Here is a 25,239-nt window from a genome sequence, read left to right on the forward strand (position 1 = left end):
CGAGTCTAGGACCGGTGCAGCGGCAGGACGGCCACGAACTTGGCGCCCGGTGAGTGCTCGGCGATCGTGAGGGTGCCGCCGTGGGCCGTGGCGATCTCCCTCGACAGGGGCAGCCCGAGGCCGCTGCCGCCCTTCTCCTTGGCCCTGGCGGCCTCCAGCCGGGTGAACCGCTCGAACACCAGCTCCCTGTCCTGCGGCGGGATCCCGTCGCCGTCGTCGGTCACCATGACGTGCACCCGCTCCTCCTTCACCACCACGTCGACGTCGATCCGGGTCGCGGTGTGCCGGTCGGCGTTGTCGAGGAGGTTCGTCAGGAGGCGCTCGAGCTGCAGGGGCGAGCCGAGGACCGGGGCCCTCTCGCACAGGTGCAGGTAGATGGGGATCTCGCGGCCCACGCGGCGGCGTACCTGCTCCTCCACCAGGCCGCACACGTCCACCACGCGGCGCTGGGTGAGCGCGCCCGCGTCGAGCTTGGCCAGCATCAGCAGCTCGTCGATGATGCCGGTGAGGCGCTCGGCGGCGGCCAGGGCCCGCGCGCCGGTGGCCGGCCAGTCGGTCTCGTCCGGATAGGTGGTGGCCATCTCCAGCTGGGCCCGCAGGGCGGAGACGGGGCTGCGCAGCTCGTGCGAGGCGTCGGCGACGAAGCGGCGCTGGGTCTCGGCCGAGCGTTCGAGGCGGTGCAGGGTGTGGTTGGTGGTGGCGGCCAGGTCGGCGATCTCGTCTCCGGTGCCGGGTACGGGGACGCGCCGGCTGAGGTCCCGGCCGGTGATCTCGGCCAGCTCGGCCCGGATGCGCTCGACCGGGCGCAGGGCGGACCTGACGGCCGCCCAGGTGGCTCCCGCGACGATGAGCAGGACGAGCGGGGTGCCGAGGAACACCAGGAGGTGGATCCAGCGGAGGGCCTGGCCGACGTCGTCGAGGGAGGAGGCCCCGTACACGGTGGCGGTCCCGGTGGGCGTGCGGACGGCGACGGCGGTCACCAGGTGGTCGGCCGGGGGTTCACCCGGGCGCGACAGCTCCATCTCCCTGGTCTCGACGGTTTCGAGCCGGCGGGGCCGGAACGTCGTGATGCGCGTGTCGCCGGGGAAGGAGGAGCTGCTCGCGAGCACCTTGCCGGAACTGGCGACCACCCCCAGGACCTGCACGCGTGGCGTCGTCCTGAGCACGCCGGGCAGCCTCCCCGTGCGCACCTCGCCCGCCACCCGCCGCACGGCCAGCTCCACCCTCGCGTGGACGACCCCCTGCAGGTTGTCCGGCACGGTGGCGAGGGTGAGCGCGGACGTGCCGATGAGGACCACCGCGGCCAGCAGGGTCGCGATCGTGGTCAGGCGCGCCCGGATCGAGCGAGGAAACAACCGTCGTGCCATCGCACCCCAGCCTCTGATGATTACTGTGTGTGACATTTACCCGCAGCCGACGCTCGCAACATGGCTTTTTGGCTTCAGTGATCAGTCTCCGGATACTCTCCGTGCATCTTTCGCTGAAGGGCCTCTTTCGCTGAGGGGCAGCTTTCGCTGAAGGCGATTCCGCTGAGGGCGTGCACGCCTTCCGCGCGGGGGATCCGGCGGCCAGGGTGGGGTGCCATGAGGGTTCTGGTGTTGGGCGGCACGGAGTTCGTGGGTCGGGCGTTCGTCGAGGAGGCGCTGGCGCTGGGGTGGGAGGTGACGACGTTCAACCGGGGCACCCACGAGCCGGTCCCGGGGGTGACCGCGTTGCGCGGCGACCGGTCGGCGCCCGGCGGGCTGGCGGCCCTGGCGCGCGGCGAGTGGGACGTCGTGGTGGACACCTGGTCGTGGGCGCCCTCGGCGGTCAGGGACACGGCCGCGCTGCTGGCCGGCCGGGCGGGCCACTACGTCTACGTGTCGAGCCGGTCGGTCTACGCCGATCCGGTGCCGTTCGGGGCCGACGAGAGCGCGCCCGTGGTGTCGGCCTCGGCCGACGACGGGGACGGCGACTACGCCAGGAACAAGGCGGGGGCCGAGCTGGGGGCGGTGGCCGCGTTCGGGGACCGGGCGCTGCTGGCCCGGGCGGGGCTGATCCTCGGGCCCTACGAGAACGTCGGGCGGCTGCCCTGGTGGCTGAGCCGGATCGCACGCGGCGGGCCGGTGCTCGCCCCCGCTCCCGGCGATCTCGGGCTGCAGCTCATCGACGCCCGCGACCTGGCCGTGTGGTGCCTGGAGGCGGCCGCGCGGGGCACCGGCGGGGCGTTCAACGTGGTGAGCCCGCCGGGGTTCACCACGATGCGGGAGCTGCTCGAAGCCTGCGTGACGGTGACCGGGTCCGCCGCCGAGCTGCGCTGGATCGAGGCGGAGCGGCTGCTGGCGGCCGGGGTGCAGCCGTGGACCGGGCTGCCGATCTGGCTGGTGGGCGACGACTACGACTTCATGCACGGCGGTGACGTGGCCAGGGCGGTGGCGGCGGGGCTGCGGGTGCGCCCGGTGACGGAGACGGTGGCCGACACATGGGCCTGGCTGCGGAGCATCGGCGGGAAGGCGCCCATGCGGCCGGACCGGCCGCTCAAGGGCCTGGATCCGGCCCTGGAGGCGAAGCTCCTGGCGGGGTGAGCCCGGACCGGAGTGACGTGCGGCGGCTGCGTACGAGGTCGTAGAGGGCCGCCACCAGGGCGACGGAGACCGACAGCACCACCACGACCAGCCCGTGCCGGAACGCCGTCGTCCAGCCGTCCCCCAGCGCCCCGAAGAACGTCGAGCCCGCCGCCGCGATGCCGACGGCCGAGCCCAGCCGCTGCCCCGTCTGCAGCACCCCGGCCGCGCTCCCACCGCCGGCCGGCGGCACCTCCGACAGGGTGATGGCCTGGTTGGGCGAGATGACCAGGCCGCTGCCCATGCCCGCGAGCAGCAGCGGCAGCGCGGTCGCCAGCCCCACCCCCTGCCCGGGCACCAGCGCGGTGGCGCCCATCGTGGCGAGCAGCCCGGCGATCACCATCGACAACCCGATGGCGACCAGCCGCCGCCCCATCCGCGACACCAGGTGGCCCCCGAGCATGGCGGCCGAGGCCGAGCCGAGCGCGAACGGGGTGATCGACAGCCCCGCCTGCAGGGGGGTGTAGCCGTGACCGCTCTGCAGGAACAGCGTGAAGATGAAGAAGATGCCGGTGAAGCCGGAGAAGTAGAACAGCGCGATGGCCGAGCCCATGGCGTACGACCGCTTGCGGAAGAGGCTCAGGTCCACCAGCGGCTCGCGCCGGTAGAGCCGCTCCCACGTCACGAACCCGCCCAGCACCACCAGTGCGGCGGGGATGAGCAGCCACTTGGCCGCCCCCTCCCACTGGTGCCGCTGGATGAACGGCAGCAGCAGCGCCGCCACGCCGACCCCGAGCAGCAGCACGCCCACCGGGTCCATGCTCTGGTGCCGCCGGTGCACGAGCTGCGGCCGGGGCAGCACCCGCCAGGCCAGCGGCAGCAGCACCATCCCGATGGGCACGTTGACCAGGAACACCCACCGCCAGCCGTGGTCGGCCCCGAACGCGGTCACCAGCGTGCCGCCGATCAGCGGCCCCGCGGCGGTGGAGACGCCGATGGTGGCGCCGAGCGCGCCGAAGGCCCGGCCGCGCTCGTACCCCTGGAACATCTGCTGGATCAGCCCGGAGACCTGCGGGTTCAGCATGCCGGCCGCCATGCCCTGGATCAGCCGGGACATGATCAGCACCTGCATGTTCCAGGCCAGGCCGCACGCGGCGCTGGAGACGGTGAAGAGCACCACGCCCCACATGAAGAGCGTGCGGCGGCTCCTGGCGTCGCCCAGCCGCCCGGCCGGGACCAGCAGGAGGCCGAACGTGAGCGCGTACCCGGACAGCGTCCACTGCAGGCCGTCCTCCGTGGCGCGCAGCCCCTCGCGGATCGACGGCAGCGCGACGTTGACGATGCTCACGTCGAGCCCCGTCATGAACGCGGCCACCAGGCACACACCCAGCGCCCGCTTTCGCGTGTCGAACTTGGACGCCCCCATCATTTGCGCTCTTGATTCCCTACAGATCGCGAAATATCGCCCACCCAGGATTTCTTTGCCGGGACGGCGCGCGGGCGGGTAACGTCCGATCATGGGCACGATGGCGGTCGAGCAGAACGGCATCAACGCGGTCCCGGAAGGCGAGCGGCGCGGCCGGCCGCGAGATCTGTTCTGGCCCTGGGCCGGCTCCAACCTGTCGCTGTTCGGCGTGGCCTTCGGCGTCTACATCGTCGGGTTCAAGCTCGGCGTGGTGCCCGCGATCATCGCCGGCGCCCTGGGCTACGCGCTGTCGTTCCTGCTCGTGGGCCTGGTGGCGATCGGCGGCGCCCGGTCGGGCGTGCCGACGATGACGCTGGGGCGGGCGCCGTTCGGCTATCAGGGCAACAAGCTGCCCGCCGCCTTCTCCTACATCTCCAACGTCGGCTGGGAGATCGTGCTCGTCACGCTCGCCGCGCAGGGCGGCGCGGAGATCCTCAAGCGGCTCGCGCCCGGCCTGCCCGCCACCACGGCCACCGCCGTGTGCTTCGTCGTGGCCGCGCTGGTGGTGATCGCCGTCGGCGTGTACGGCCACGCGATGATCATGGCGGTCCAGCGCTACCTGACGTACGCGTTCGTCGTGCTGACCGTCGTCTACATGGTCCTCATGGCCCCGAGGCTCGGCGGCGCGCTGCAGACCACGGCCGGCCCCGGAGACTGGGTGGGCGGGGTCGTCTTCGCCATGACCCTGCTGGGCCTGGGCTGGGTCAACTGCGGCGCCGACTACTCCCGCTACCTGCCCGCGAGCTCGTCCCCGCGCTCCGTGGCCCTGTGGACGACGCTCGGGGGCGCGCTGCCGCCGATGGTGCTGCTCGTGTTCGGCGTGCTGCTGGCCGGCGGTGACCCGAAGCTGGCCGAGGCGGCGGGCGCCAACCCGGTGGCGGCGCTGGCCGAGGCACTGCCGACGTGGTTCCTGCTGCCCTACCTGCTGACCGCCATCGGCGGTTTCCTGGCCGGGGCCATCATGGACATCTACTCCTCCGGGCTGTCCATGCTGGCGCTGGGCGTGCCCATCAGGCGGCACTACGCGGTGCTGATCGACGGCCTGCTCATGGTGCTCGGCGGCTACTACCTGCTGTTCGTCTCCACCAGCTTCCTGGCCACGTTCCAGGCGTTCCTGGCGATCATCGGCGTGGTGATGGCGGCCTGGGCCGCGATCTTCCTGGTGGACATGTGGCGGCTGCGGGCGGGCGGCCGGGCCTACGACGAGCGGCTGCTGCGCCCCGGCGCGCCCGCGCTCAACTGGGCCGGCCTGGTGTCGCTGGTCGTGGCGTCGGTCGTGGGGCTCGGGCTCATCACCTCGCTGGACGAGAACATCGCCAGGGTCGTCGGCTTCCTGATGAGCGACGAGCTGAAGAGCGGCACGTTCGGGACGGCGAACATCGGCGTGGTCATCGCGCTCGTGCTGGCCGGGGTCCTGTACCTCGTGCTCACCGCCGTCACGCGACCCCGGGCCGCGACGCGCGCCTGAGAGCTGCGGCTACTCTTGGTGATTGATGATGGACTTTCCGTTGCGCCTGCTGCGCTGGACGGTGGACGTCACCGCCTGCGGGCTGCTGGCGATCGCCGTGGTCACCGCGGTGCGCGAGAACCGCATGGCCGTGGCCGTGGGCGGCACGCTGCTCGCCCTCCTGTACGCCGCGAGCCCGGCGATCGAGGGCCGGCCCGTCCCCGGGCGCGTGTGGCTGGGGCTGGTGAGCGCCGGGTGGGCGGTGCTGGCCGTGGCGGCGCCGCCGTTCGTGTGGCTGGCGTTCCCGCTGCTGTTCGCGTACCTGCAGCTGCTGCCGCTGTGGGGTGCGATGTTCGGCGTGACGGTGCTGACGTCGGCGGCGATCCTGGCGGCGGCCTGGCACGCGGGCGGGCTGACCGTGCCGCTGCTGGTCGGGCCGGGCGTCGCGGCGGCCGTGGTGACGCTGCTCGCGTTCGCCTGCAGGGCGCTGCGCGCCGAGATGGAGCAGCGTCACCACGAGTGAGCTCAGCCGGTGCCGGTCAGGCCGTCACGATGGCGAAGTCCGGCACCGGCCGGTCCAGCACGGCCACCAGCCGCTGCAGCACCGTCGTGTCCCCCTCGCGCTCGACCCCCTCCACGCCCTTGCCCGACAGCAGGCCGACGAGCTGGGCCTTGGTCAGCCGGAGCGTCAGGTCGGCGCTGTCGTCGCGCGGCTCCGCCTGCTGGACGAACGCGCCGTTGGACAGCGTCGTACGGTAGCGCTCCCCCAGGTCGGTCAGGTGCCAGTCGATGGACAGGCGCTCGTGCCAGGCCCGCGGCCCGTCCACGCGGATGGCGATCGAGTCGAAGATCTGCTCCACGGTCAGGGCGGCGAAGAAGTCGGAGGAGGGCGTCTCGACGGTGGCGGACACGATGCCGTCGGCCAGCTCGTGGGCGCCCATGAGGTAGAAGTTGCGCCAGGTGGCGTTCTCGGCGCCGTGGCCGAGCCTGGTGTAGACCTCGGCCAGCAGGTCGCGGGCCTCCTTGTTGCCCTCGTCGGCGAAGACGGCGTGGTTGAGCAGCTGGACGGCGAAGCGCAGGTCGTTCTCGTCGATGTAGCGCCTGGCGAACGCCACCACGGCCGCGCCGCCGCCCAGGCACTCGACGTACCTGGTCGCGCTCTCCCTCGGCGGGTGCGGCCACAGGTTCGCCGGGTTGCCGTCGAACCAGCCCAGGTAGCGCTGGTAGATGGCCTTGACGTTGTGGCTGACCGAGCCGTAGTAGCCGTGCGTGTGCCACGCCTGCTCCAGCTCGGGCGGCATGTGCACGGCCTCGGCGATCTCGGTCCCGGTCAGGCCCTTGTTGAGCAGGCGCAGGGTCTGGTCGTGCAGGTAGGTGTACATGTCCCGCTGCTGGGAGAGGAAGCGCTCGATGCGCTCGCGGCCCCAGGTGGGCCAGTGGTGCGAGGCGAAGGCCACCTCGGCCCGGTCGGCGAACAGGGCGATGGCCTCGGTCAGATACCGCGCCCAGGCGCGGGCGTCGCGGACGGCGGCGCCGCGCAGGGGCAGGACGTTGTGCAGGTTGTGGGTGGCGTTCTCGGCCAGGCACAGGGCGCGGCGGTCGGGGAAGAGGAAGTTCATCTCCACGGGGGCCTCGGTGCCCGGCGTGAGCTGGAAGATCATCCGCACCCCGTCGACCGTCTCCTCCTGACCGGTACGCGTGATCTCGACCGTGGGCGGGATGAGCGACATGGTGCCGGTCGAGGCGGTCATGCCCAGGCCGGCGCCGATCTGGCCCTCCGGGGAGCGGGGCAGGGCGGGGCCGTACATGTAGACGGCCCGGCGGATCATGGCCGGGCCGGCGAAGACGTTCTCGGTCACCGCGTGCTCCATGAACCCGGCGGGCGCCAGGATGGGCACGTCGCCGCCGGTCACCCCGCGTACGCCGCCGAAGTGGTCGGCGTGCGCGTGGGTGTAGACGACGCCGGTGACGGGGCGGTCGCCGCGGTGGGCCCGGTACAGCTTCAGCGCGGCGGCGGCGCACTCGGTGGAGATCAGCGGGTCGATGACCACGACGCCGCGCTCGCCCTCGGCCAGCGTCATGTTCGACAGGTCCAGCCCGCGCACCTGGTAGATGCCGTCCGTGACCTCGTACAGGCCCTGCCGGGTGCAGAGCTGGCTCTGCCGCCAGAGGCTCGGATGGGCCGTCCGCGGGCAGTCTCCCTGGAGGAAGTCGTAGGAGTCGTTGTCCCACACGACCTGGCCGTCGGCCGTTCTGATCACTGCCGGGCTGAGCTTCGCGATGAACCCGCGGTCCGCGTCCTCGAAGTCGCCCCTGTCGTGAAATGGAAGGTCTGCCATGCCTAGCCGCATGCCCCGCATACCGGACAAATAGCTCAATAGAGCTCCTTAATAGGATGAATCTCCGGCAAGAGGATGTGATTGGCTTGCCGGATGGAAGCCTGTGTGTTCGACCTCGACGGTGTGCTGGTGGACTCCGAGCCGGTGTGGGAGGAGGTGCGCCGGGCGTTCGTCGCCGACCATGGCGGCACCTGGCAACCCGACACCCAGTCCAGGCTCATGGGCATGAGCACCGGGGAGTGGGCCTCATACCTGCACGAGCTCGGCGTGGCGATGGCACCCGACCAGATCGCCCGTGGGGTCGTGGAGCAGATGGCCGAGCGTTACCGCGACGGGGTGCCGCTGATGCCCGGGGCCGTGGAGGCGGTGCGGCGGCTGTCGGCGGAGGTCACGCTGGGGCTGGCCAGCTCCTCCCCGCGCCGGCTGATCGACGTGGTGCTGGACGCGGCCGAGCTGGAGGAGTGCTTCGCGGCGACCGTCTCCACCGAGGAGGTGCCGCGCGGCAAGCCGGCGCCCGACGGCTACCTGGAGGCGGCCCGGCGGATGGAGGTCGACCCGCGCGGCTGCGTGGCGGTCGAGGACTCCAGCAACGGGCTGCGCTCGGCGTACGCGGCCGGCATGCGCGTGATCGCCGTGCCGCACCCCCGCTACCCGCCCGCGCCCGACGCGCTGGCCCTGGCCTGGCGGGTGCTGCCGGACCTCGACGCGCTCACCACGGGGTCGCTCTCGTAAAGAGTCACCCCCGGTGGCTACGATTACGGAATCGTGCGAGACATCACGGTTTTCAGCGGCAGTGCCCATCCCGAGCTGGCCGAGGAGATCTGTGCCCACCTGGGCACCCCCCTGCATCCCGTCCAGATCAACCGCTTCGCCAACGACGTGCTCGAAGTCCAGCTCCAGGCCAACTGCCGCGAGCGCGACGTGTTCCTCATCCAGCCGCTCGTGCCGCCGGTGCAGGAGCACCTGGTCGAGCTGCTGCTCATGCTCGACGCCGCCCGCGGCGCCTCGGCGGCCAGGACGACGGTCGTGATGCCGCACTACGCCTTCGCGCGCTCCGACAAGAAGGACGCCCCGCGCATCTCGATCGGCGCGCGGCTGGTGGCCGACCTGATGGTCACCGCGGGCGCCAACCGGGTGCTGGCGATGACGCTGCACTCGCCGCAGGTGCACGGCTTCTTCAGCGTGCCCGTGGACCACCTGCACGCGCTGCGCGAGCTGGCGGAGCACTTCCGCGGCTACGACCTGTCGAACACGGTCGTCGTCTCCCCCGATCTCGGCAACGCCAAGGAGGCCGCGCACTTCGCCCGCCTGCTCGGCACCGGGGTCGCGATGGGCGCCAAGCAGCGGTTCAGCGACGACCGCGTCGTGATCAGCTCGGTGATCGGCGAGGTGGCGGGCAAGGACGTGATCATCCTGGACGACGAGATCGCCAAGGGCAGCACGGTGATCGAGCTGCTCGACCGGCTGCGCGAGCAGGGGGTCCGGTCCGTACGCATAGCGTGCACGCACGGCCTGTTCGCCAGTGGGGCGCTCGAGCGGCTGAGCGCGCTGCCGGAGGTCGAGGAGATCGTCTGCACCAACACCGTGCCGCCGCCCAAGCCCTGCGACAAGCTCACCGTGCTGTCGATCGCGCCCGCCCTGGCCGAGGCCATGCGCCGGATCCACGACGGCGAGTCGGTGAGCGCCCTGTTCAGTACATCCTGAGGAGCTGCCCCGTCACCCGGCGCCCCTGGTGGGAGGCCAGGAACGTGATCACCTCGGCCACGTCCTCGGGCTGGGCGATCTCCCGCAGCACCCCGCTGCCGGCGACCGCCTTCTCCACCTCCTCGTTGATCCAGCCGGTGTCGGTGACGGGCGGGTAGACCATGTTGGCCGTGATGCCGTAGCGGCCGAGCTCGTGCGCGGCCGACATGGTGTAGTTCTCCTGGGCCGCCTTCGCCGCGCCGTAGCTGACCTCGGTCGGGAAGCCGTCGGGGCCGCCGGAGGTCAGCCCGATGATGCGGCCCCAGCTCGCGCCGCGGGCCAGGTGCCGGCGGGCGAACTCGGCGATCAGCAGCGCCGGCGCGCGCACGTCCACCGCGAACTGCCGGTCGTACGTCTCGGCGTCCACCATGCGCAGGGGGCGGCCGAAGCCGTCTCGCTCGCTGGGCGTGAAGGTGTCGCTGAGCCAGCCGCTGGCGTTGTTGACCAGGATCTCCACCGGGCCGAACGCCTTCTCGGCCTGGTCGAACAGCGCCTTCGGGGTCTCGGGGTCGGCCAGGTCGGCCTCGACCGCCTGCGCGGTGCCGCCCGCCTCCCGGATGCGCCGCACCACGTCGTCCGCGCTGCCCGCCCGCACCCGGTCGTAGGTCTCCGGATAGGCCGGTTCGTTCAGGGGCGCGAGCCGCTTGTAGGTCAGGAAGACCGCGGCTCCCTCGGCGGCCAGCGCGGTCGCGGCGGCGGCGCCGATGCCGTGATTGGCGCCTGTGATCAGAGCGACCTTTCCTGTCAGCCGTGAATCGATCATAGTTGCCATCATGCACGCAGCGACGGAACGCCTGCTAAGGCATTTTCTGGAGGGTGTCCAACCGGCCGTTCCCCTGGTGGCGCTCTGGGCGCACGGCTCCCTGGCAGCCGGCGACTACCAGGAGGAACGCAGCGATCTCGACCTGGTCGCGGTGCTCGACACCCCCGCGACGATGGACCACTGGCGGCGGATCAAGGCGGTGCACCGCCGGATCCGCCTGCCGCTGGCGGATCGGCTGCACTGCTCCTACCTGGCCAGGCAGGAGCTGGAGGATCTCTCGGCCGAGCACATCACGTGGGCGTTCGGGCAGATCTTCCGCCGGCCCGTCACGGCGGTCACCCGGCGCGAGCTGCACGAGGGGGCCAGGGTGCTGTACGGCCCGCCGCCGGCCGAGCTGCTGCCGCCGGTGTCGGACGAGGAGCTGGCCCGGTTCGTCCGCGCGGATTTACGTGACTACTGGCTGGTCAAGGCCCAGGAGCGGCGGCGCTGGCTGAAGGACATCTGGGTCGACCTGGGCATGGTGACGGTCGCCAGGGCCACGGTCACGCTGCGGGAGGGCCGGCTGATCAACAAGCGGGAGGCGCTCGACGTGCTGGCCGACCTGGGCGCGCCCGAGCAGGTCGTGGCCGACATCCGCGCCCGCCGGTACGGCACGCCGGCCCCGGTGCTGAGCCGGTTCAGGAGGGGGCGGCTGGCACGGGCGTTCGTCAGGTCGGCGATCAGGCGGGCCCTGGCCTGAGACGAACGGTCTCACCAGACAGGATGGCAATGCGCGTCCCGGTTGTTGATGCACATAGTGTTTAGCGCGAATCACCACCTGAACCTGGGAAAGGGCGGCAAATGGGGGAGAGCAGGCAGTCCTATCTGTTGGCCGCGGCGTCGGCGGTGTCGCTCCTGCGCGATCCGGCCGTGGCGGCGTCATGGGACAAGCCGAGCGCGCTCATGGAGTTCAGCGTCGCGGGGCTGGCCGGACACCTGGCGCACCAGCTCGTCAGGGTCGGCGACGTGCTCGTGCCGAACGGCGACGCCCAGGAGCCGATCACGCTCCTCGATCACTATTCGCGCTCGCCATGGGTGCAGGCCGGGCTCGACCACGAGAGCAACCTGAGCGTGCGGCGCGGCGGTGAGGCGGCCGCGGCGGCGGGCCCCTCGGTGCTGGTCGAGCGGGCCCAGGCACTGCTGGAGCTGCAGAGCGCGGCGCTGACCGCCGAACCCGCCGACCGGGTCGTGCACCTGCCGTGGTCGGGCTGGTCGCTGCGGCTCGACGACTTCCTGCTCACCCGGCTGGTGGAGCTGGTCGTGCACGCCGACGACCTGGCGGCCAGCGTGGGGGTGGAGACCCCCGAGCTGCCCACGTCGGTGATCGACCCGGTGGTCGAGCTGCTGGCCCGGCTGGCCGTGCACCGCCACGGGCCCACGGCGGTCATCCGCACGCTGAGCCGGGCCGAGCGGGCGCCGGCCACCATCAGCGCCTTCTAGGAAGTGATCATGCGCAGGGCCGTGACCACTTCACGGCCCGACAGCGCGCTGTCCGGGTCGAGCAGCCACTGTGACAGGAATCCCGTCAGCATGGCCTGGTAGACCGTTCCGGTGAGGCGCTCGCGCTCGGGATCGGTGCCCGGTGCGATCCCCTCGAACAGCTCCGCGAGCCCCACCCGCGCCTCCTTGATGGCGTTGGTGAGCTGCTCGCGCACCTCGGGCACGTGGTCGATCTGCCCGAGCAGCTCGAACTGCGTCACCCACAGCGGCCGCAGCCGCTCGAACGACTCCACCACCCGGTCCCACGCCGCCTCGAACCGCTCCAGCGGCGTGGCCTCCGGCTTGACGTCGGCCGACAGGGTCGCCCCCAGCTCGTCTCCCCACTCCCGCATCGCCTCGAACAGCGCCTCGTTCATCAGCGCTTCCTTCGACCTGAAGTGGTAGCCGATGCCCGCCAGGCTCACGCCGGACGCGTTGGCTATGTCACGCGCGGTCGTGCGCGAGTAGCCCTTCTCGATCAGGCACCGCTTCGCCCCCGCCAGCAGATCTTCCCTGTTTCCCATGCCCAGAGGCTAACACATCCGTCCTAGACAAGCGTCTGAGACGTATGTACTGTCATCGGCATGACAAACATCCTCATCTCCGGCGCGAGCATCGCCGGCACCGCGACGGCGTACTGGCTGCGGCGGCACGGCCACACCGTGACCGTGGTCGAGCGGGCCCCCTCGATCCGCGAGGGCGGCTACAAGGTGGACATCCGCGGCGCGGCGCTGGAGGTCGTCGAGCGCATGGGCCTGCTGGACGCGATCCGCGCCAGGAGCACGGACATGCGCGTCGCCACCCACTACGACGCCAAGGGCCGCCCCGTGGCGACCCTGGACGCCGACCTGTTCGGCGGGCGCCTCGGCGACGACGTCGAGATCATGCGCGGCGACCTCAACGAGCTGCTGTACGACCTGACCCGCGACGACGTCGAATACGTCTTCGACGACTCGGTCACCGGCATCGCCGAGGACGGCACGGTGACGTTCGAGCGCTCGGCGCCCCGCACGTTCGACCTGGTCGTCGGGGCCGACGGCGCCCACTCCAACACCAGGCGGATCGCCTTCGGCGAGGAGTCCCGGTTCGCCCGCGACCTGGGCTACTACATTTCGATCTGCACCGTCCCCAACACGCTGGGCCTGGACCGCGAGGAGGCCGTGCACGCGGCCGTCGGCAGGACCGCGAACGTCTACAGCACCCGGCAGGACACCGGCGCGAAGGCCCTGTTCATGTGGTCGTCGGCGCCGCTCGCCTACGACCACCGCGACGTGGCCGGACAGAAGGAGCTGCTGGCGCGGGCCATGGACGGGGTCGGCTGGCAGGTGCCCGCGCTGCTGGAGGGCGTGCGCGACGCCAAGGACTTCTACTTCGACTCGGTCTCCCAGATCCACATGGACCGGTGGTCGACGGGGCGCGTCGTACTCGTGGGCGACGCCGGCTACTGCGCCTCGCCGGCCTCGGGGCAGGGCACGAGCCTCGCGCTCGTGGGGGCGTACGTGCTGGCGGGCGAGCTGGCCACCGGCGGCGGGACGGACGGGTACGAGCGGGAGCTGCGGCCGTTCGTGGCGGCCAACCAGGCGCTCGGCCCGGCCAACGTGAAGGGCATGGTCATGGGGTCGCGGGCGGCGCTCTGGTTCCAGCTCAGGATGATGCGGCTGCTCCCGCACCTGCCGGGCCGCGACCGGATGGTCGAGCGGATCACCGGCCCCATCGCCCGCGCGGCCGACGCCATCTCGTTGAAGAACTACATGGAATAAAGCGTTCCGTTCTGATACTCTGAGAGCAGAACGTTCCGTTCCGAGAGAATCAGAGGTTTGTCATGATCTTCCTCGTCACCGGTGCCACCGGGACCGTCGGCCGCCTCGTCGTCGAGGAGCTGCTCCAGGCCGGGCAGCAGGTGCGGGCCCTGACCAGGAACCCCGCCAAGGCCGGCCTGCCCGAAGGCGTCGAGGTCGTCGCCGGAGACCTCGCCGAGCCCGACTCCGTGGCCGCCGCCTTCGAGGGCGTCACCGGGGTGCACTTCATCAACTTCGCGGGCGACGACTACGCGCCCCTGCCGGACGGCGCCCGGCTCGTGGAGCTGGCCGTCAAGGCGGGCGTGCGGCGGGCCACGGTGCTCGGCGGGCGCGAGGACGGCGCGCTGGAGCAGGCGCTGGCCGCGACCAACCTGGAGTGGACGCTGCTGCACCCGGTCGAGTTCATGTCCAACACGCTGCGCTGGTGGGCCCGCACGGTCAGGACCGAGGGCGTCATCAAGGAGCCGTACGCCGACCGGCTGAGCGCTCTGGTGCACGAGCGCGACATCGCCGCCGTGGCCGCGACCGTGCTGGTCGAGGGCGGACACGGCGGCAGGACGTACACGCTGACGGGCCCCGAGGCGATCACGCTCAGGGAGAAGGTGGCCATCCTGGGTGCCTCGATCGGCAGGGACGTGGCGTTCGTGGAGCTGACCGTGGACGAGGCGCGGGCCAAGTGGGCCGCCGACGGCATGGGCGAGCAGACCATCGAGTTCCTCGTCAACGCGCTCGGCAACACGCCGGAGGTGGGCTACACCGTCGTCCCGACCGTGCGCGAGGTGACCGGCCGGGACGCGCGCGGCTTCGCTCAGTGGGCCTCGGAGAACGCCGACGCCTTCCGCGAATGATCGGTGACCTCCGGGTAGCTCTCGACCGGGGTCCGCATGCCCCGCAGGTGCAGGTCGAGGAAGCTCGCCAGGTGAGCGCGGGTGATCTCCAGCGCCCGCGCGCCGCCGAGCTCCTGGGCGGGCAGGCCGAGCTGCTCGCGCAGCACGGCGTGGTCGACGAAGGCCGAGTGGTCGGTCCCCTTCACCGTGATCCAGCGCTTCCAGCCGGTCAAGTCGGCCCAGGCCGCCCGCCACGAGGTGTCCTTGCCCTCCGGCGTGTGCGACGCGGCCGTGCCGATCAGCATGAACGGCCGCTTGAGCGGCCTGCCGACCTCGAAGGTGCCGTCCAGGTTGACCCCGGCCTTGATCCGGGGGTCGGCGAGCATGGTCCGGGCGGCGGCGTACCCGCCGATCGAGTGGCCCACCATGGCGATCCGCGACCGGTCGACCATCCGGCCCCACCGGCCCCTGGTCAGCTCGTCCAGGACGAACCGGACGTCCTTCACCCGGCTCGCGGCCACCTTGGCGCTGTCCTGGCCCGCCACGCAGGCCAGGCAGGAGGTGGTGCGGCCGTCGGGGAACGTGGTGCCCACCGACTCGTACGTGTGCTCCACGGCCGCCACCAGGTATCCCCGGCTGGCGAAGTCCTCGGCCAGCGAGGTCAGGGTGGCGCGCGGGAAGCTGAACCCGGGCGACATGACGACCAGCGGCCTCCTGCCTCCGGCGGCCGGGGCGTTCCGGCGGGCGTGCGTCCTGACCTCGGTGAGCGCGTCCTTCGGGACGGGGAGGTCCTTGAGCACCGCCTCCGACTCCTGCGGGGTCACGTACGGCGCCGGCTCGCCGGTGGCCTTCCTGGCCGGGTACCAGAGCGTGACCATGAGCTCGCGCTCGTCCGCCTCGGGGTTCCACGGGTCGGGGCGGCTCCTGTCGACCAGGTGCAGGCTGGTCGTGCCCACGGGCTCGGACCCGGTCGGCTCGGGCAGGGCGAGCTCCGCCGCCTGCGCCTGGGTGGCGGCGGTGCCCACGATGATCAACGACATGGCCGTGACGGCCGCGGTTCTACGCATGGGGACCACGCTGGCGGCACAACCCCTCCGGGCGCCCGCCCCGATCGTCGATGGGCTCCTACTACTTTCGTCGTAAAGCCCCTTCCGGCCCGCCCCATACGCTGTGACCATGCGGTTCGTTCTGCTCGGCGCCGGCGTGTGCGCGCTCTCGCTGCTCAATCTGCACGGGCAGGCCGGAGTCCCGTCGAGCCTGCCGGCCCCGGTGCTGGTCGCGATCGCCGCCGTCGCGGGCGTAGCCGCCTGGCACGTGCGGCGGTCCTGGTGGCCGCTGGCCGTCGTGGGCGCGATCACGTACGCCTGGCTCGTGATGTGGGCGCCGCTGCTGGTCGCCTCCTTCTACGCGGGCCGCACGCTCAGCCGCCGCGGCCTGGTCGGCTACATCGCCGGCTGCCTGGTGGCGTGCGGGATCTCCGCGCTGGTCGGGGAGTGGCAGAACGGCCTGCACGAACTGCTGACCGCGAGCCTGGGCAACGCGCTGTTCATGGCGCTGGGCATGATCGGGCTGCCGCTGGCGGTGGGGCTGTGGACGCGGGCCAGGGGCGAGGTGCTGGAGGCGGCCAAGGAGCGCGCCGAACGCCTCGAACGCGAGCAGGTCATGCGGGCCGAGCAGGCCAGGGCGCAGGAGCGGGCCAGGATCGCCAGGGAGATGCACGACGTCGTGGCGCACCGGGTCTCGCTGATCGTGCTGCATGCCGGGGCCCTGGAGGTGCGCACGGGCGACGAGGAGGCCGCGCGGGCCGCCGCGCTGATCGGCGGGATCGGCCGGGAGGCGCTGGCCAACCTGCGCGACGTGCTCGGCGTGCTGCGCTCTCCCCCGCACGGGACGCTCGACGCCGGCTACCGGCCGCCGCCCACGCTCGGTGACCTCGACCGGCTGCTCGACCAGTCCCGTGCCCTGGGCATCGCGGTGACCAGGCACGACGAGGGCGATCCGCGGCCGGTGGAGGCGACCGTGGAGCGGACCGCGTACAGAGTGGTGCAGGAGGCGCTCACCAACGTGCACAAGCACGCCGGGGACGCCGGCACGGACGTGCGCATCCGCTACGGGAGCGGGGAGCTGGAGGTGGAGGTGCGCAACCAGGCGCCCGGAGCGCCGCGCGAGGAGCTGCCCGGCGCGGGCTGGGGGCTGGTGGGGCTGCGGGAGCGGGTCGAGCTGCTCGGCGGCACGCTGCGGACCAGCGCCGAGGACGGCGGCGGCTTCCTCGTCAGCGCCAGGATCCCGGCGTGATCAGGGTGCTGCTCGTGGACGACGAGGAGCTCGTCCGGTCGGGGCTGCGGCTGATCCTGGAGGCCGCGGGCGACATCGCGATCGCCGGGGAGGCCCGCGACGGCGACGAGGCCGTCTCGGCCGTGCGGCGGCTGCGGCCCGAGGTGGTGCTGATGGACGTACGCATGCCGGGCACGGACGGCCTGATCGCCGCCGCCCGCCTGCTCGCCGAGCCCGACCCGGCCAAGCTGATCATGCTGACCACGTTCGACCTCGACGAGTACGTGCACGAGGCCCTGCGCCTGGGCGCGGTCGGCTTCCTGCTCAAGGACACCCCGCCGAGAGAGCTGGCCGCCGCCGTCCGCACGGTCGCCGCCGGCCAGGCCATGCTCTCCCCGTCGGTCACCAAGCGCCTGATCGCCTCGTACGCCGACCGCGCCCCCTCCCGCGCGGAGGCCGCCCGCCGGCAGCTCGCCGGGCTCACCGGCAGGGAGGAGGACGTCATCAGGGCGCTGGCCCGCGGCCTGTCCAACGCCGAGATCGGCCGCGAGCTGCGCCTGACGGAGGCCACGGTGAAGGCGCACGTCAGCCGGGTCCTGGCCAAGCTCGGCCTGGCCAACCGGGTCCAGGCCGCCATCCTGGTCCACGACGCCGACCTCGGCTAGGAGGTCACCTCGGCGTAGTGGCAGGCGGTCTGCGCCCCGGGCACCGCGGGCAGGATGTCCAGCGGCTCCGAGCGGCACCGGCCGTCCACCCCGGCCTCGGCCGCCTTCCCGGAGGCCAGCACCTGGCAGCGGGCGTGGAAGCGGCAGCCGCCGGGGATCCTGGTCGGGTCCGGCGGCTCGCCGGTCAGCACCACCCGCTCGGGCGACTCGGGCAGCACCGACATCAGCGCCTGCGTGTACGGGTGCCGCGGCGCGGTCAGCACCTGCTCCACCGGCCCCGACTCGACGATCCTGCCCAGGTACATCACGGCCACCCGGTCGGCGATGTTCCAGGCCAGGCCCAGGTCGTGCGTGACGACCAGCGCCGACAGGCCCAGCTCGTCGCGCAGCTTGAGCAGCAGGGCCAGGATCTCGCCGCGTACGGAGGCGTCCAGCGAGGCCACCGGCTCGTCGGCGACCAGCACCTTCGGGTTCAGCGCCAGCGCGCCCGCGATCACCACGCGCTGCCGCTGGCCGCCCGACAGCTCGTGCGGGTAACGCAGGAAGAACCGGTCCGGCGGCCGCAGCCCCGCCCTGGACAGGGCCGTGGCCACGACGTCCCGCTCGTCCGGGAGGCCGTGGATGCGCGGCCCCTCGGCGACGGCCTCGTACACCGTGTGCCGGGGGTTGAGCGAGCCGGTCGGGTCCTGAAGGACGAGCTGCACCTGCCTCCGGTACGCCTTGAGCGCCTTGGAGCCGTAGCTCAGCGCGGCGCCGCCGTAACGCACCTCACCGGAGGTCGGGCGTTCGAGGCCGAGCAGCGTGCGGGCGAGCGTGGTCTTGCCGCAGCCCGACTCGCCGACCAGGGCCACGATCTCGCCCTCGCCGATGGCCAGGTTCACGCCGTCCACGGCGCGGGCGCGGCGGCCCCGCGAGGAGAACTCGACGTGCAGGTCTCGGGCCTCCAGCAGGGTCGCCCGGGTCGTCCCGACCGCCTCGGCGGTGGTCCGCGTCTCGGTCATGAGGCCTCCTCCTTCGCCCTGACGTGCACACAGGCCGCCGTACGTCCGGCTCCCGCGGGCCACAGGTCCACGTCCAGGCTCGCGCATTCGTCCAGCGCGACCGGGCAGCGCGGGTGGAACGCGCAGCCGCCGGGCAGTTGCATCGGGTCCGGCGGGTCGCCGCCCAGGCCCTTGGGGGCCATCCGCGAGGCCGGGTCGCCCACCGTCGGGAACGCCGCCGCCAGGGCCCGGCTGTAGGGGTGGCGGGCGTCGTGGAACACCTCGCCGGACGGGCCGTGCTCGACGACGCGGCCGGCGTACATGACGGCGAGCTGGTCGCACACGTCGGCCAGCACCGACAGGTCGTGCGAGATCATGATCAGCGAGATGCCGTGCTCGGCCACCAGCTCCTTGATCAGGGTCAGGACCTGCGCCTGCACCATCACGTCGAGCGCGGTGGTCGGCTCGTCGGCGATGATCAGCCGGGGCGAGCAGGCCAGCGCCATCGCGATCATCACGCGCTGCCGCTGCCCGCCGGACAGCTCGTGCGGGTAGCTGCGCGCCCGCCACGCGGGCAGGCCGACCTGGTCGAGCAGCTCGGCCACCCGCTTCCGGGCGGCGTCGGGCCTGGCCAGGTTGTGCACCAGCAGCGGCTCGGCGATCTGGTCGCCGATCCTGCGTACGGGGTTCAGGCCGTGCTGGGCGCCCTGGAAGACGATCGACGCCTCGGCCCACCGTACGGCCCGCATGCGGCCCCAGTTCATGGTGAGCACGTCCTCGCCGTCGAGCAGGATCCGGCCGCCGACGCGCGCGTCCTTGGGCAGGAGCCGGAGGAGCGCCATGGCCAGCGTCGATTTGCCGGATCCCGACTCGCCGGCGACTCCGAGTGCCGCTCCGGAGTCGAGCGTCAGCGACACACCGCGCACGGCGGGCACCTCGCCCGAGGCGATCCGGTACGTCACCGACACGTCATCGAGCTCTAGCAAGCTGCTCATGCGCCCCTCCTGAGCCGGGGGTTCAGCACGGCCTCCAGGGCCCGGCCGACCAGGGTGAACGCCATGACGACGACGAGGATGGCCAGACCGGGGATCAGGATGTACCACCAGGCGCCCTGTGTGGCGGCGCCCCAGTCGTACGAGCCGCGCAGCATGGTGCCCCACGAGGTCTTGTTCGAGCTGACCCCGAGGAAGGCCAGCGTGGATTCGGTGACGATCGCGCTGGCGACCTCGAGGGTGGTGCTGGCCAGCAGCAGCGGCGCCACGTTCGGCAGCACGTGCCGGGTGGTGATGTGCCAGTGCCCGGCGCCCAGGGCCTTGGAGCGCTCGATGTAGGGTCTGGCCTCCACGGCCAGGGTCTGGGCCCTGATCAGGCGGGCGGTGGACGGCCAGGTGGTGATGCCGATGGCCACGATGATGGTGAACGTGCTCCCGCCCAGGATGGCCGCCAGCACCAGGGCCGTGACCAGCGACGGCAGCACCAGGAACCAGTCGGTGACCCGCATGAGCACCCCACCGGACCAGCCGCGGAAGTGCCCGGCGGCGATGCCGACGACCGTGCCGATCACGATGCTGAGCAGGGCGGCGAGGAAACCGATGAGCAGCGACGTGCGCGAGCCCCACCAGACCATCAGCAGGATCGAGCGGCCGGACTCGTCGGTGCCGAACGGCTCGCCGAGGCTGGGCGCCGCCCAGCGCTCCCCGGTGCCCTCGATCACGCTGGTCACGCTCTCGTCGATGAACAGGGGCGCGACGAGCGCGAGCAGCACCGCGACGACGAGGACCACCAGCCCGGCGATCCCGGCCCGGTGACCGCGGAAGTCGGCCCAGAAGCGGCTCAGCGCCTGCTTCTTGCGGGCCGTGGCGACACTCGTCATGCGGACCTCACCCTCGGGTCGAGCATGTGGTAGACCACGTCGGCCAGCGTGTTCATGACGATCACCGCCACGGTGATCAGCATGAACGTGCCCTGCATGAGCGTGAAGTCCGGCACCCTGACCGCCTCGTAGAACAGCTGGCCGAGGCCGGGCCAGGTGTAGATCGTCTCCACCGTGACCGCGCCGCCGACCACGAAGCCGATGCGCATGAACACCAGCGTCACCGTCGGCAGGAGGGCGTTGGGCACCGCGTGGCGGCGGCGCACCTCGTCGTCGCGCAGCCCCTTCGCCCTGGCCACGGTCACGTAGTCCTGGCTGACCTCCTCCAGCAGCGAGGAGCGCATGACCAGCAGGTACTGCGCGTAGACCACGGCCACCAGCGTCAGGCACGGCAGGACCATGTGGGAGGCCACGTCCAGCACGTACGCGAACCCGTCGGGCGCGTCCACGCTCTCGATGCCCCGGAACGGGAAGATGCCGGGGATGGGCCCGATGCCGACGCCGAGCACCATCATCAGCAGCAGCCCGAGCCAGAACGTCGGCACCGACCACAGCAGCAGCGACGCGCCGGTGGAGAACCGGTCGAACCGGCTGCCGTGCTGCCATCCGGCCCGCGTGCCCTGCCAGATGCCCAGGCTGACCGCGATGACTAGGCCGGTGCCGGCGAGCAGCAGGGTCGGCCCGAGCCGCTCGCCGATCAGGTCGAGCACCGGCCGCTTGTACTCGTAGGAGGTGCCCAGGTCGAGCCTGAGCGTGTCACCGACGAAGTCGAGGAACTGGTCGATCAGCGGCTTGTCCAGGCCCAGCCGCCGCCGTTCCAGGTCGAGCTGGGCCGGGGTCATGTTGCGCCCCTGGGCCAGGTTGCGCACGGGGTCGCCGGGCAGCAGCCGGAACACGAAGAACGTGCCGACGATCACCATGGCGATGCTGAACAACGCCCCACCCGCCTTCGACAGCGCGTACTGCAGCGTGCCGCGGCGGGTGGGGCGGTCGTCACCAGGGCCCGCCGCCTGGACGGCGGGCCCTGCTGTTTCCAGCGGAGTTGTCATTCGCGTTCGTCGGCGGTGCTCTTGCGCCGCCTGGTCAGGAGGAAGGCCGCCAGTCCGATGACCACCACGGCTCCGGCGACGCCGCCCCAGATGAGGCCGGTGTTGGAGTCGCCGCCGGCGCTGCCGCTCGCCGCCGTGGCCTTGACGTCCACGGTGTAGAACGGCCAGTAGCCGCTGCCGCCGTACAGGAGGCCCTTGTCCTCGGGGATCGGGGTGATGCTGGTGATCCGGTCCTTGCGGTAGCCCTCGAGGTCATTGGTGTAGTAGATCGCGATGACGGGAGCGTCGGTGTAGAGCCGCTCCTGCATCTGCTTGATGATCTCGGCGCGCTTGGGCCGGTCGAGCTCCTTCTGCTGGTCCTTGTAGAGCTGCTCGAACTTGTCGTCGCAGTAGAAGGACTCGGTGCCGCCGCCCTCGCCCGTCGCGGTCGGCCGGCGGCTGCACAGGTGCGTGGCCAGGACCTCTTCGGGGTCGGGGTTGACCGACCAGCCGCTGATCGCGATGTCGAACAGGCCGGTGACGCCGGTCTCCTCGCTGAACTTGCTGGAGTCGAGCTTCTTGGTGGTCAGCGTGATGCCGACCTCCTTGAAGAAGCCGGTCAGGTATTCGGCGAGCTTGTCCTCGATCGGCGTGTCGGTGTGGATGCTGAAGCGGAACTCCAGCTTGCGGTCGCCGTCGGGCATCGTACGGACGCCGTCGGCGCCCTTCTTGTAACCGGCGTCGTCGAGGATCTGGTTGGCCTTGGCGACGTCGTAGGCGACCTTGGTGTCGCCGGTGGCCTCCCAGAAGAAGTCCTTGTACATCGGCGGCACGATCGAGCCGTCGGCCGGCTTGGCCAGGCCGTTCTGCACCTCGTCGACCAGCTTCTGCTTGTCGATGGCGTAGTGCAGCGCCTGGCGCACCTTCGGGTCCTTCAGCGCCGGGTGACCGTCGCCGAGGGGCTTGTCGTCGCTGGTGGTGGCGCCGTGGTTGATCTGCAGGTACGACGCGCGCCGGCCCTGGGTGTTCCACGCCTCGATGTTCGGGTCGTTCTGGATGGCCTCGAACTCCGGCGGGTTCAACCGGCCGATCAGGTCGATGTCACCGTTCTTCAGCCCGGCGATCGCGGCCTGCGGGTTGTCGTAGAAGATGACCTGCAGCTCGTTGATCTTCGGCGCGCCCCGCCAGTAGTTGGGGTTGGCCTGCAGCTTGACGTACTGGTCCTTCTTGTGCTCGACCGCGATGTACGGCCCGCTGCTGACGCTCGGGTACTTCTCGGCGTCGTAGTTGGCCATGTCGGTGACCGACTCCCAGACATGCTTGGGCATGATCGGGACCGGGTTCTCCAGCATGGACGCCTGCGGAGCCTTGAGCTTGATGACCAGGTCCTGGCCGTTGGCCGTGACGCTCTCGAAGTTCTCCACCGCCGGGCCGTTCGCCGTCTTGGCGGCCTCGTCGGTCATCATCTTGTTGAACGTCCAGGCGGCGTCCGCGGCCGTGACCGGCTGGCCGTCGGACCACTTGGCCGTGCGGATCTTGAAGGTCCACGTGAGCCCGTCCTCGGACGTGGTCCACGACTCGGCCAGGTCGGGGCTGGGCTGCAGCGTCTTGCTGTCGGGCACCGTGAGATAGCCGTACATCCAGCGGTGGATCGACGTCGAGACCAGCCGGACCGCGAGGAACGGGTTCATCGAGTCCATGGACTGTGTCGCGCCGACGCGTACGATCTTCTTCCCCGCCGCCGGGTCCTGGGCAAGGGCCGCGGTGGTGCCCTGACCGGCCACTAATAGCGCGACGCCCAGCACAGCCAGGCGCGCGAACCATTTCCTCATAAGTGCCTCACCTTCAGGCGGGGGATTCCTGTGTAGAGAAAGGCACACCATACGGAGACCGCGTGTCAACGAGTGGCGGAAAATTGTTTCATTCTCGTTTCCTTCAGCGGTGTAAATTTTCAGTGCCCATGGCACTACTGTGACCTGGTGCCCCGTCCTCTCTCCGGCCTGACCGTCGTCGCGATCGTCGCGTGCGGGCTCGGGATCCGGGCGCTGTGGGACGGCCCCGTGCCCAAATACGCGGGCGACGCGCTCTACACGGCGATGATCTACGCCGTAGCGGTCTTCGCCGCGCCCCGGGTGCGGCCGTGGGTGGCCGCGGCGGTGTCGGCCGGGCTGAGCTGGGTGATCGAGTTCGCCCAGCTCGGGGAGATCCCGGAGGTGCTGCGGCCGCTGCTGGGCAGCACGTTCAACCCGCCGGACCTGCTGTGGTACGCCGTGGGTGCCGCCGCCTCCTGCGCCGCCCACCTGCTGTGGCTCAGGCGCCGGAGCTAGCCGACGAGCGTCTGCGTGCCGAGGACGGCGAGGAGCGCGAGCCGTTCGGCGTCCCGCGTGCCGGGCTCGGCCGTGTAGACCATGATGCGCAGATCGCTGCCGGCCACGCTCAGCACGTCGCAGTCCAGCGCCAGCGCCCCCACCTGCGGATGATCTATGACCTTGCGCGCGGCCTGCTGCCGGCCGACGACCCCCGCGTCCCACAGCTCGGCGAACCGGGCGCTGTCCGCCCGCAACCGGGCGATCATGCGGCGCAGCTGCCGGTCCGCCGGGTAACGGCCGGCGGTGTCGCGCAGGTCGGCGACCAGCCCGGCCTCGAACGCGCGGCGTTCCTCCGGCGTGTGCCGGACCCGGCTGCCCAGGCCGGCGAAGTTGCGCCACACGCCGTTGCGCTCGTTGCCGCGCCACCCGGACGGGTCGCCCATCAGCGCCGCGTACATCGGGTTGGCCAGGAGCAGCGTCCAGGCCGCGTCGTAGACCCCGACAGGCGTGCCGGACAGCCGGTCCAGCAGCCGCTGCACGCTCGGGGTGATGTACGCGGGCACCGTCTCCGGCCCCGGCGGCACCAGCCCGGCCACCCGGAACAGGTAGGCGCGCTCGTCCCCCGACAGCCGCAGCGCCCGCGCCAGAGCCTCGACGACCTGCGGCGACGGGTTGGCCGCCCGGCCCTGTTCGAGGCGGGTGACATAGTCGGCGGAGATCCCGGCCAGCAGCGCCAGCTCCTCGCGGCGCAGCCCGGCCGCGCGCCGGTGCCCGCCCGCCGGCAGCCCGGCCGACTCGGGCGCGACCCGGTCGCGCCAACGACGCACCGCCTGCCCGAACTCCCGCACCGCCATGCCACCAGTCTGCCCCGTCGACCGGCGTTCGTCCTGGTACCCGTGGTCCCAGGAAAACCGGACGAGTGGCTGGTCAGGCCGGTCGGCCGGAGGCTGGGCACATGACGACGACACTCATCACAGGTGCGAACAAGGGACTGGGCTTCGAGACCGCCCGCCGGCTCATCGCCGCGGGCCACACCGTCTACGTGGGCAGCAGGGACGCCGGACGCGGTCGCCTGGCCGCCGAGCGGCTGGGCGCGCGGGCGGTCCTCCTCGACGTCACCGACGACGCCTCCGTGGCCGCCGCGGCCAAGGCCGTCGAGGCGGACGGCGGGCTCGACGTGCTGGTCAACAACGCCGGCATCGAGGGCCGGACGGAGAGCGGCGGCGTGATCGGCGCCGCGGAGCTGACCGCCGACCGGATGCGGACGCTGTTCGAGACGAACGTCTTCGGCGTGGTGCGCGTCACGCACGCGTTCCTGCCCCTGCTGCGGCGCTCCGCCGCGCCCGTCGTGGTGAACGTCAGCAGCGGCCTGGGCTCCATGGCCCGGGTCACCGCCGCCGGCACGCCGACGTACGCGTATCCGGGGGTCGCCTACCCGGCGTCGAAGGTCGCGGTCAACATGCTGACCGTGCAGTACGCCAAGGCGTTCCCGGAGCTGCGGATCAACGCGGTCGAGCCCGGCTTCACCGCGACGGACCTGAACGGGAACACGGGCACGCAGTCGGTCGAGGAGGGGGCCGAGATCATCGTCCGGATGGCCCTGATCGGCCCCGACGGCCCCACCGGCGGCTATTTCGACGCCGAGGGCCCGCTCCCCTGGTGACCC

The 25,239-nt window shown here is 71.8% G+C and carries 25 protein-coding genes; 13 read left to right on the forward strand and 12 right to left on the reverse strand.

Annotation, left to right across the window (positions count from 1 at the left end; genetic code table 11):
* Nucleotides 1–5: 5 nt before the first annotated feature.
* Nucleotides 6–1,367 carry a sensor histidine kinase gene (locus tag ACTWPW_RS18710; RefSeq protein ID WP_443169416.1) on the reverse strand — a complete coding sequence of 454 codons (1,362 nt, stop codon included), beginning with the start codon at nt 1,365–1,367 and terminating at the stop codon, nt 6–8.
* Between the two features lie 216 nt (nt 1,368–1,583).
* On the opposite strand from ACTWPW_RS18710, the gene ACTWPW_RS18715 reads away from it, so the two are divergent.
* Nucleotides 1,584–2,564 (forward strand): NAD-dependent epimerase/dehydratase family protein, encoded by a 981-nt coding sequence (locus ACTWPW_RS18715; RefSeq protein ID WP_443169417.1) that lies wholly within the window; start codon nt 1,584–1,586, stop codon nt 2,562–2,564.
* Here the strand turns inward: ACTWPW_RS18715 and ACTWPW_RS18720 are convergent.
* Nucleotides 2,518–3,972, reverse strand: a complete 1,455-nt coding sequence (locus tag ACTWPW_RS18720) for an MFS transporter (protein ID WP_443169418.1) — start codon at nt 3,970–3,972, stop codon at nt 2,518–2,520. The genes ACTWPW_RS18715 and ACTWPW_RS18720 overlap by 47 nt on opposite strands.
* Before the next feature lie 88 nt (nt 3,973–4,060).
* Here ACTWPW_RS18720 and ACTWPW_RS18725 point away from each other — a divergent pair, with 88 nt between their 5' ends.
* On the forward strand, nt 4,061–5,476 hold the full coding sequence (locus ACTWPW_RS18725; protein WP_443169419.1) for a purine-cytosine permease family protein: 1,416 nt from the start codon (nt 4,061–4,063) through the stop codon (nt 5,474–5,476).
* 25 nt (nt 5,477–5,501) lie between these two features.
* Nucleotides 5,502–5,978 carry a hypothetical protein gene (locus ACTWPW_RS18730; protein WP_443169420.1) on the forward strand — a complete coding sequence of 159 codons (477 nt, stop codon included), beginning with the start codon at nt 5,502–5,504 and terminating at the stop codon, nt 5,976–5,978.
* Between the two features lie 16 nt (nt 5,979–5,994).
* On the opposite strand, the gene ACTWPW_RS18735 is transcribed toward ACTWPW_RS18730, so the two are convergent.
* Nucleotides 5,995–7,794 (reverse strand): alkyl/aryl-sulfatase, encoded by a 1,800-nt coding sequence (locus ACTWPW_RS18735; protein WP_443169421.1) that lies wholly within the window; start codon nt 7,792–7,794, stop codon nt 5,995–5,997.
* A 93-nt stretch (nt 7,795–7,887) separates the two neighbouring features.
* Between ACTWPW_RS18735 and ACTWPW_RS18740 the strand changes: the two genes are divergently transcribed.
* Both ACTWPW_RS18740 and ACTWPW_RS18745 read left to right on the forward strand, forming a co-directional pair.
* Nucleotides 7,888–8,526: an HAD family hydrolase gene (locus ACTWPW_RS18740; RefSeq protein ID WP_375114844.1), complete on the forward strand. Its 639-nt coding sequence runs from the start codon at nt 7,888–7,890 to the stop codon at nt 8,524–8,526.
* A 33-nt stretch (nt 8,527–8,559) separates the two neighbouring features.
* Nucleotides 8,560–9,498: a ribose-phosphate diphosphokinase gene (locus ACTWPW_RS18745; protein WP_375114843.1), complete on the forward strand. Its 939-nt coding sequence runs from the start codon at nt 8,560–8,562 to the stop codon at nt 9,496–9,498.
* On the opposite strand, the gene ACTWPW_RS18750 is transcribed toward ACTWPW_RS18745, so the two are convergent.
* A complete protein-coding gene (locus tag ACTWPW_RS18750) occupies nt 9,485–10,300 on the reverse strand; it encodes an SDR family NAD(P)-dependent oxidoreductase (protein ID WP_443169422.1) in 816 nt (271 codons plus the stop codon). The genes ACTWPW_RS18745 and ACTWPW_RS18750 overlap by 14 nt on opposite strands.
* 10 nt (nt 10,301–10,310) lie before the next feature.
* Between ACTWPW_RS18750 and ACTWPW_RS18755 the strand changes: the two genes are divergently transcribed.
* Nucleotides 10,311–11,039: a nucleotidyltransferase domain-containing protein gene (locus tag ACTWPW_RS18755; RefSeq protein ID WP_375114841.1), complete on the forward strand. Its 729-nt coding sequence runs from the start codon at nt 10,311–10,313 to the stop codon at nt 11,037–11,039.
* A 101-nt stretch (nt 11,040–11,140) separates the two neighbouring features.
* Entirely contained in the window at nt 11,141–11,779 is a 639-nt protein-coding gene (locus tag ACTWPW_RS18760; protein ID WP_375114840.1) for a maleylpyruvate isomerase N-terminal domain-containing protein, read from the forward strand.
* Here the strand turns inward: ACTWPW_RS18760 and ACTWPW_RS18765 are convergent.
* A complete protein-coding gene (locus ACTWPW_RS18765; protein ID WP_443169423.1) occupies nt 11,776–12,342 on the reverse strand; it encodes a TetR/AcrR family transcriptional regulator in 567 nt (188 codons plus the stop codon). The two genes, ACTWPW_RS18760 and ACTWPW_RS18765, sit on opposite strands and share 4 nt — an antisense overlap.
* Before the next feature lie 60 nt (nt 12,343–12,402).
* Here ACTWPW_RS18765 and ACTWPW_RS18770 point away from each other — a divergent pair, with 60 nt between their 5' ends.
* Both ACTWPW_RS18770 and ACTWPW_RS18775 read left to right on the forward strand, forming a co-directional pair.
* Entirely contained in the window at nt 12,403–13,578 is a 1,176-nt protein-coding gene (locus tag ACTWPW_RS18770; RefSeq protein ID WP_443169424.1) for an FAD-dependent monooxygenase, read from the forward strand.
* Nucleotides 13,579–13,640: 62 nt separating this feature from the next.
* A complete protein-coding gene (locus ACTWPW_RS18775; RefSeq protein WP_443169425.1) occupies nt 13,641–14,465 on the forward strand; it encodes an NAD(P)H-binding protein in 825 nt (274 codons plus the stop codon).
* Here the strand turns inward: ACTWPW_RS18775 and ACTWPW_RS18780 are convergent.
* Entirely contained in the window at nt 14,426–15,511 is a 1,086-nt protein-coding gene (locus ACTWPW_RS18780; protein WP_443169426.1) for an alpha/beta hydrolase family protein, read from the reverse strand. The two genes, ACTWPW_RS18775 and ACTWPW_RS18780, sit on opposite strands and share 40 nt — an antisense overlap.
* A 109-nt stretch (nt 15,512–15,620) precedes the next feature.
* On the opposite strand from ACTWPW_RS18780, the gene ACTWPW_RS18785 reads away from it, so the two are divergent.
* Complete coding sequence (locus tag ACTWPW_RS18785) at nt 15,621–16,739, forward strand: sensor histidine kinase (protein WP_375114835.1); 1,119 nt, start codon at nt 15,621–15,623, stop codon at nt 16,737–16,739.
* The gene (locus ACTWPW_RS18790) at nt 16,736–17,383 is read left to right on the forward strand and encodes a response regulator transcription factor (RefSeq protein ID WP_364127466.1); all 648 of its coding nucleotides are present in this window, start codon (nt 16,736–16,738) and stop codon (nt 17,381–17,383) included. The genes ACTWPW_RS18785 and ACTWPW_RS18790 overlap by 4 nt, the downstream gene beginning before the upstream one ends.
* Here the strand turns inward: ACTWPW_RS18790 and ACTWPW_RS18795 are convergent.
* From ACTWPW_RS18795 to ACTWPW_RS18815, 5 genes are read right to left on the reverse strand one after another with little or no spacing between them, the layout of a single operon-like run.
* Complete coding sequence (locus tag ACTWPW_RS18795; protein ID WP_375114833.1) at nt 17,380–18,384, reverse strand: ABC transporter ATP-binding protein; 1,005 nt, start codon at nt 18,382–18,384, stop codon at nt 17,380–17,382. The genes ACTWPW_RS18790 and ACTWPW_RS18795 overlap by 4 nt on opposite strands.
* Nucleotides 18,381–19,358, reverse strand: a complete 978-nt coding sequence (locus ACTWPW_RS18800; RefSeq protein ID WP_375114832.1) for an ABC transporter ATP-binding protein — start codon at nt 19,356–19,358, stop codon at nt 18,381–18,383. Before ACTWPW_RS18800 ends, ACTWPW_RS18795 begins: the two co-directional genes overlap by 4 nt.
* Complete coding sequence (locus tag ACTWPW_RS18805) at nt 19,355–20,236, reverse strand: ABC transporter permease (protein ID WP_375114831.1); 882 nt, start codon at nt 20,234–20,236, stop codon at nt 19,355–19,357. Before ACTWPW_RS18805 ends, ACTWPW_RS18800 begins: the two co-directional genes overlap by 4 nt.
* Nucleotides 20,233–21,285 carry an ABC transporter permease gene (locus ACTWPW_RS18810; protein WP_375114830.1) on the reverse strand — a complete coding sequence of 351 codons (1,053 nt, stop codon included), beginning with the start codon at nt 21,283–21,285 and terminating at the stop codon, nt 20,233–20,235. The genes ACTWPW_RS18805 and ACTWPW_RS18810 overlap by 4 nt, the downstream gene beginning before the upstream one ends.
* Nucleotides 21,282–23,096, reverse strand: coding sequence for an ABC transporter substrate-binding protein (locus tag ACTWPW_RS18815; RefSeq protein WP_443169427.1), 1,815 nt, complete (start codon nt 23,094–23,096; stop codon nt 21,282–21,284). Before ACTWPW_RS18815 ends, ACTWPW_RS18810 begins: the two co-directional genes overlap by 4 nt.
* Before the next feature lie 147 nt (nt 23,097–23,243).
* On the opposite strand from ACTWPW_RS18815, the gene ACTWPW_RS18820 reads away from it, so the two are divergent.
* The gene (locus ACTWPW_RS18820) at nt 23,244–23,591 is read left to right on the forward strand and encodes a ribosomal maturation YjgA family protein (RefSeq protein WP_375114828.1); all 348 of its coding nucleotides are present in this window, start codon (nt 23,244–23,246) and stop codon (nt 23,589–23,591) included.
* On the opposite strand, the gene ACTWPW_RS18825 is transcribed toward ACTWPW_RS18820, so the two are convergent.
* On the reverse strand, nt 23,588–24,427 hold the full coding sequence (locus ACTWPW_RS18825) for a helix-turn-helix transcriptional regulator (protein ID WP_375114827.1): 840 nt from the start codon (nt 24,425–24,427) through the stop codon (nt 23,588–23,590). The two genes, ACTWPW_RS18820 and ACTWPW_RS18825, sit on opposite strands and share 4 nt — an antisense overlap.
* Nucleotides 24,428–24,528: 101 nt before the next feature.
* On the opposite strand from ACTWPW_RS18825, the gene ACTWPW_RS18830 reads away from it, so the two are divergent.
* Nucleotides 24,529–25,236 (forward strand): SDR family NAD(P)-dependent oxidoreductase, encoded by a 708-nt coding sequence (locus tag ACTWPW_RS18830; RefSeq protein ID WP_443169428.1) that lies wholly within the window; start codon nt 24,529–24,531, stop codon nt 25,234–25,236.
* The last annotated feature ends 3 nt before the right edge of the window (nt 25,237–25,239 follow it).

The sequence above is a fragment of the Nonomuraea sp. KM90 genome (assembly GCF_052246675.1).
Lineage (GTDB): Bacteria > Actinomycetota > Actinomycetes > Streptosporangiales > Streptosporangiaceae > Nonomuraea.

Excerpts from the sequence above, each read along its gene's own strand:
- ACTWPW_RS18825 (WP_375114827.1), bottom strand. The coding sequence starts at position 24,427 with ATGGCGGTGCGGGAGTTCGGGCAGGCGGTGCGTCGTTGGCGCGACCGG.
- ACTWPW_RS18755 (WP_375114841.1), top strand. The coding sequence starts at position 10,311 with ATGCACGCAGCGACGGAACGCCTGCTAAGGCATTTTCTGGAGGGTGTC.
- ACTWPW_RS18730 (WP_443169420.1), top strand. The coding sequence starts at position 5,502 with ATGATGGACTTTCCGTTGCGCCTGCTGCGCTGGACGGTGGACGTCACC.
- ACTWPW_RS18725 (WP_443169419.1), top strand. The coding sequence starts at position 4,061 with ATGGGCACGATGGCGGTCGAGCAGAACGGCATCAACGCGGTCCCGGAA.
- ACTWPW_RS18805 (WP_375114831.1), bottom strand. The coding sequence starts at position 20,236 with ATGACGAGTGTCGCCACGGCCCGCAAGAAGCAGGCGCTGAGCCGCTTC.
- ACTWPW_RS18715 (WP_443169417.1), top strand. The coding sequence starts at position 1,584 with ATGAGGGTTCTGGTGTTGGGCGGCACGGAGTTCGTGGGTCGGGCGTTC.
- ACTWPW_RS18815 (WP_443169427.1), bottom strand. The coding sequence starts at position 23,096 with ATGAGGAAATGGTTCGCGCGCCTGGCTGTGCTGGGCGTCGCGCTATTA.
- ACTWPW_RS18740 (WP_375114844.1), top strand. The coding sequence starts at position 7,888 with ATGGAAGCCTGTGTGTTCGACCTCGACGGTGTGCTGGTGGACTCCGAG.
- ACTWPW_RS18710 (WP_443169416.1), bottom strand. The coding sequence starts at position 1,367 with ATGGCACGACGGTTGTTTCCTCGCTCGATCCGGGCGCGCCTGACCACG.
- ACTWPW_RS18765 (WP_443169423.1), bottom strand. The coding sequence starts at position 12,342 with ATGGGAAACAGGGAAGATCTGCTGGCGGGGGCGAAGCGGTGCCTGATC.
- ACTWPW_RS18795 (WP_375114833.1), bottom strand. The coding sequence starts at position 18,384 with ATGACCGAGACGCGGACCACCGCCGAGGCGGTCGGGACGACCCGGGCG.
- ACTWPW_RS18720 (WP_443169418.1), bottom strand. The coding sequence starts at position 3,972 with ATGATGGGGGCGTCCAAGTTCGACACGCGAAAGCGGGCGCTGGGTGTG.
- ACTWPW_RS18775 (WP_443169425.1), top strand. The coding sequence starts at position 13,641 with ATGATCTTCCTCGTCACCGGTGCCACCGGGACCGTCGGCCGCCTCGTC.
- ACTWPW_RS18770 (WP_443169424.1), top strand. The coding sequence starts at position 12,403 with ATGACAAACATCCTCATCTCCGGCGCGAGCATCGCCGGCACCGCGACG.
- ACTWPW_RS18800 (WP_375114832.1), bottom strand. The coding sequence starts at position 19,358 with ATGAGCAGCTTGCTAGAGCTCGATGACGTGTCGGTGACGTACCGGATC.
- ACTWPW_RS18750 (WP_443169422.1), bottom strand. The coding sequence starts at position 10,300 with ATGATCGATTCACGGCTGACAGGAAAGGTCGCTCTGATCACAGGCGCC.
- ACTWPW_RS18760 (WP_375114840.1), top strand. The coding sequence starts at position 11,141 with ATGGGGGAGAGCAGGCAGTCCTATCTGTTGGCCGCGGCGTCGGCGGTG.
- ACTWPW_RS18785 (WP_375114835.1), top strand. The coding sequence starts at position 15,621 with ATGCGGTTCGTTCTGCTCGGCGCCGGCGTGTGCGCGCTCTCGCTGCTC.
- ACTWPW_RS18830 (WP_443169428.1), top strand. The coding sequence starts at position 24,529 with ATGACGACGACACTCATCACAGGTGCGAACAAGGGACTGGGCTTCGAG.
- ACTWPW_RS18780 (WP_443169426.1), bottom strand. The coding sequence starts at position 15,511 with ATGCGTAGAACCGCGGCCGTCACGGCCATGTCGTTGATCATCGTGGGC.
- ACTWPW_RS18735 (WP_443169421.1), bottom strand. The coding sequence starts at position 7,794 with ATGGCAGACCTTCCATTTCACGACAGGGGCGACTTCGAGGACGCGGAC.
- ACTWPW_RS18810 (WP_375114830.1), bottom strand. The coding sequence starts at position 21,285 with ATGACAACTCCGCTGGAAACAGCAGGGCCCGCCGTCCAGGCGGCGGGC.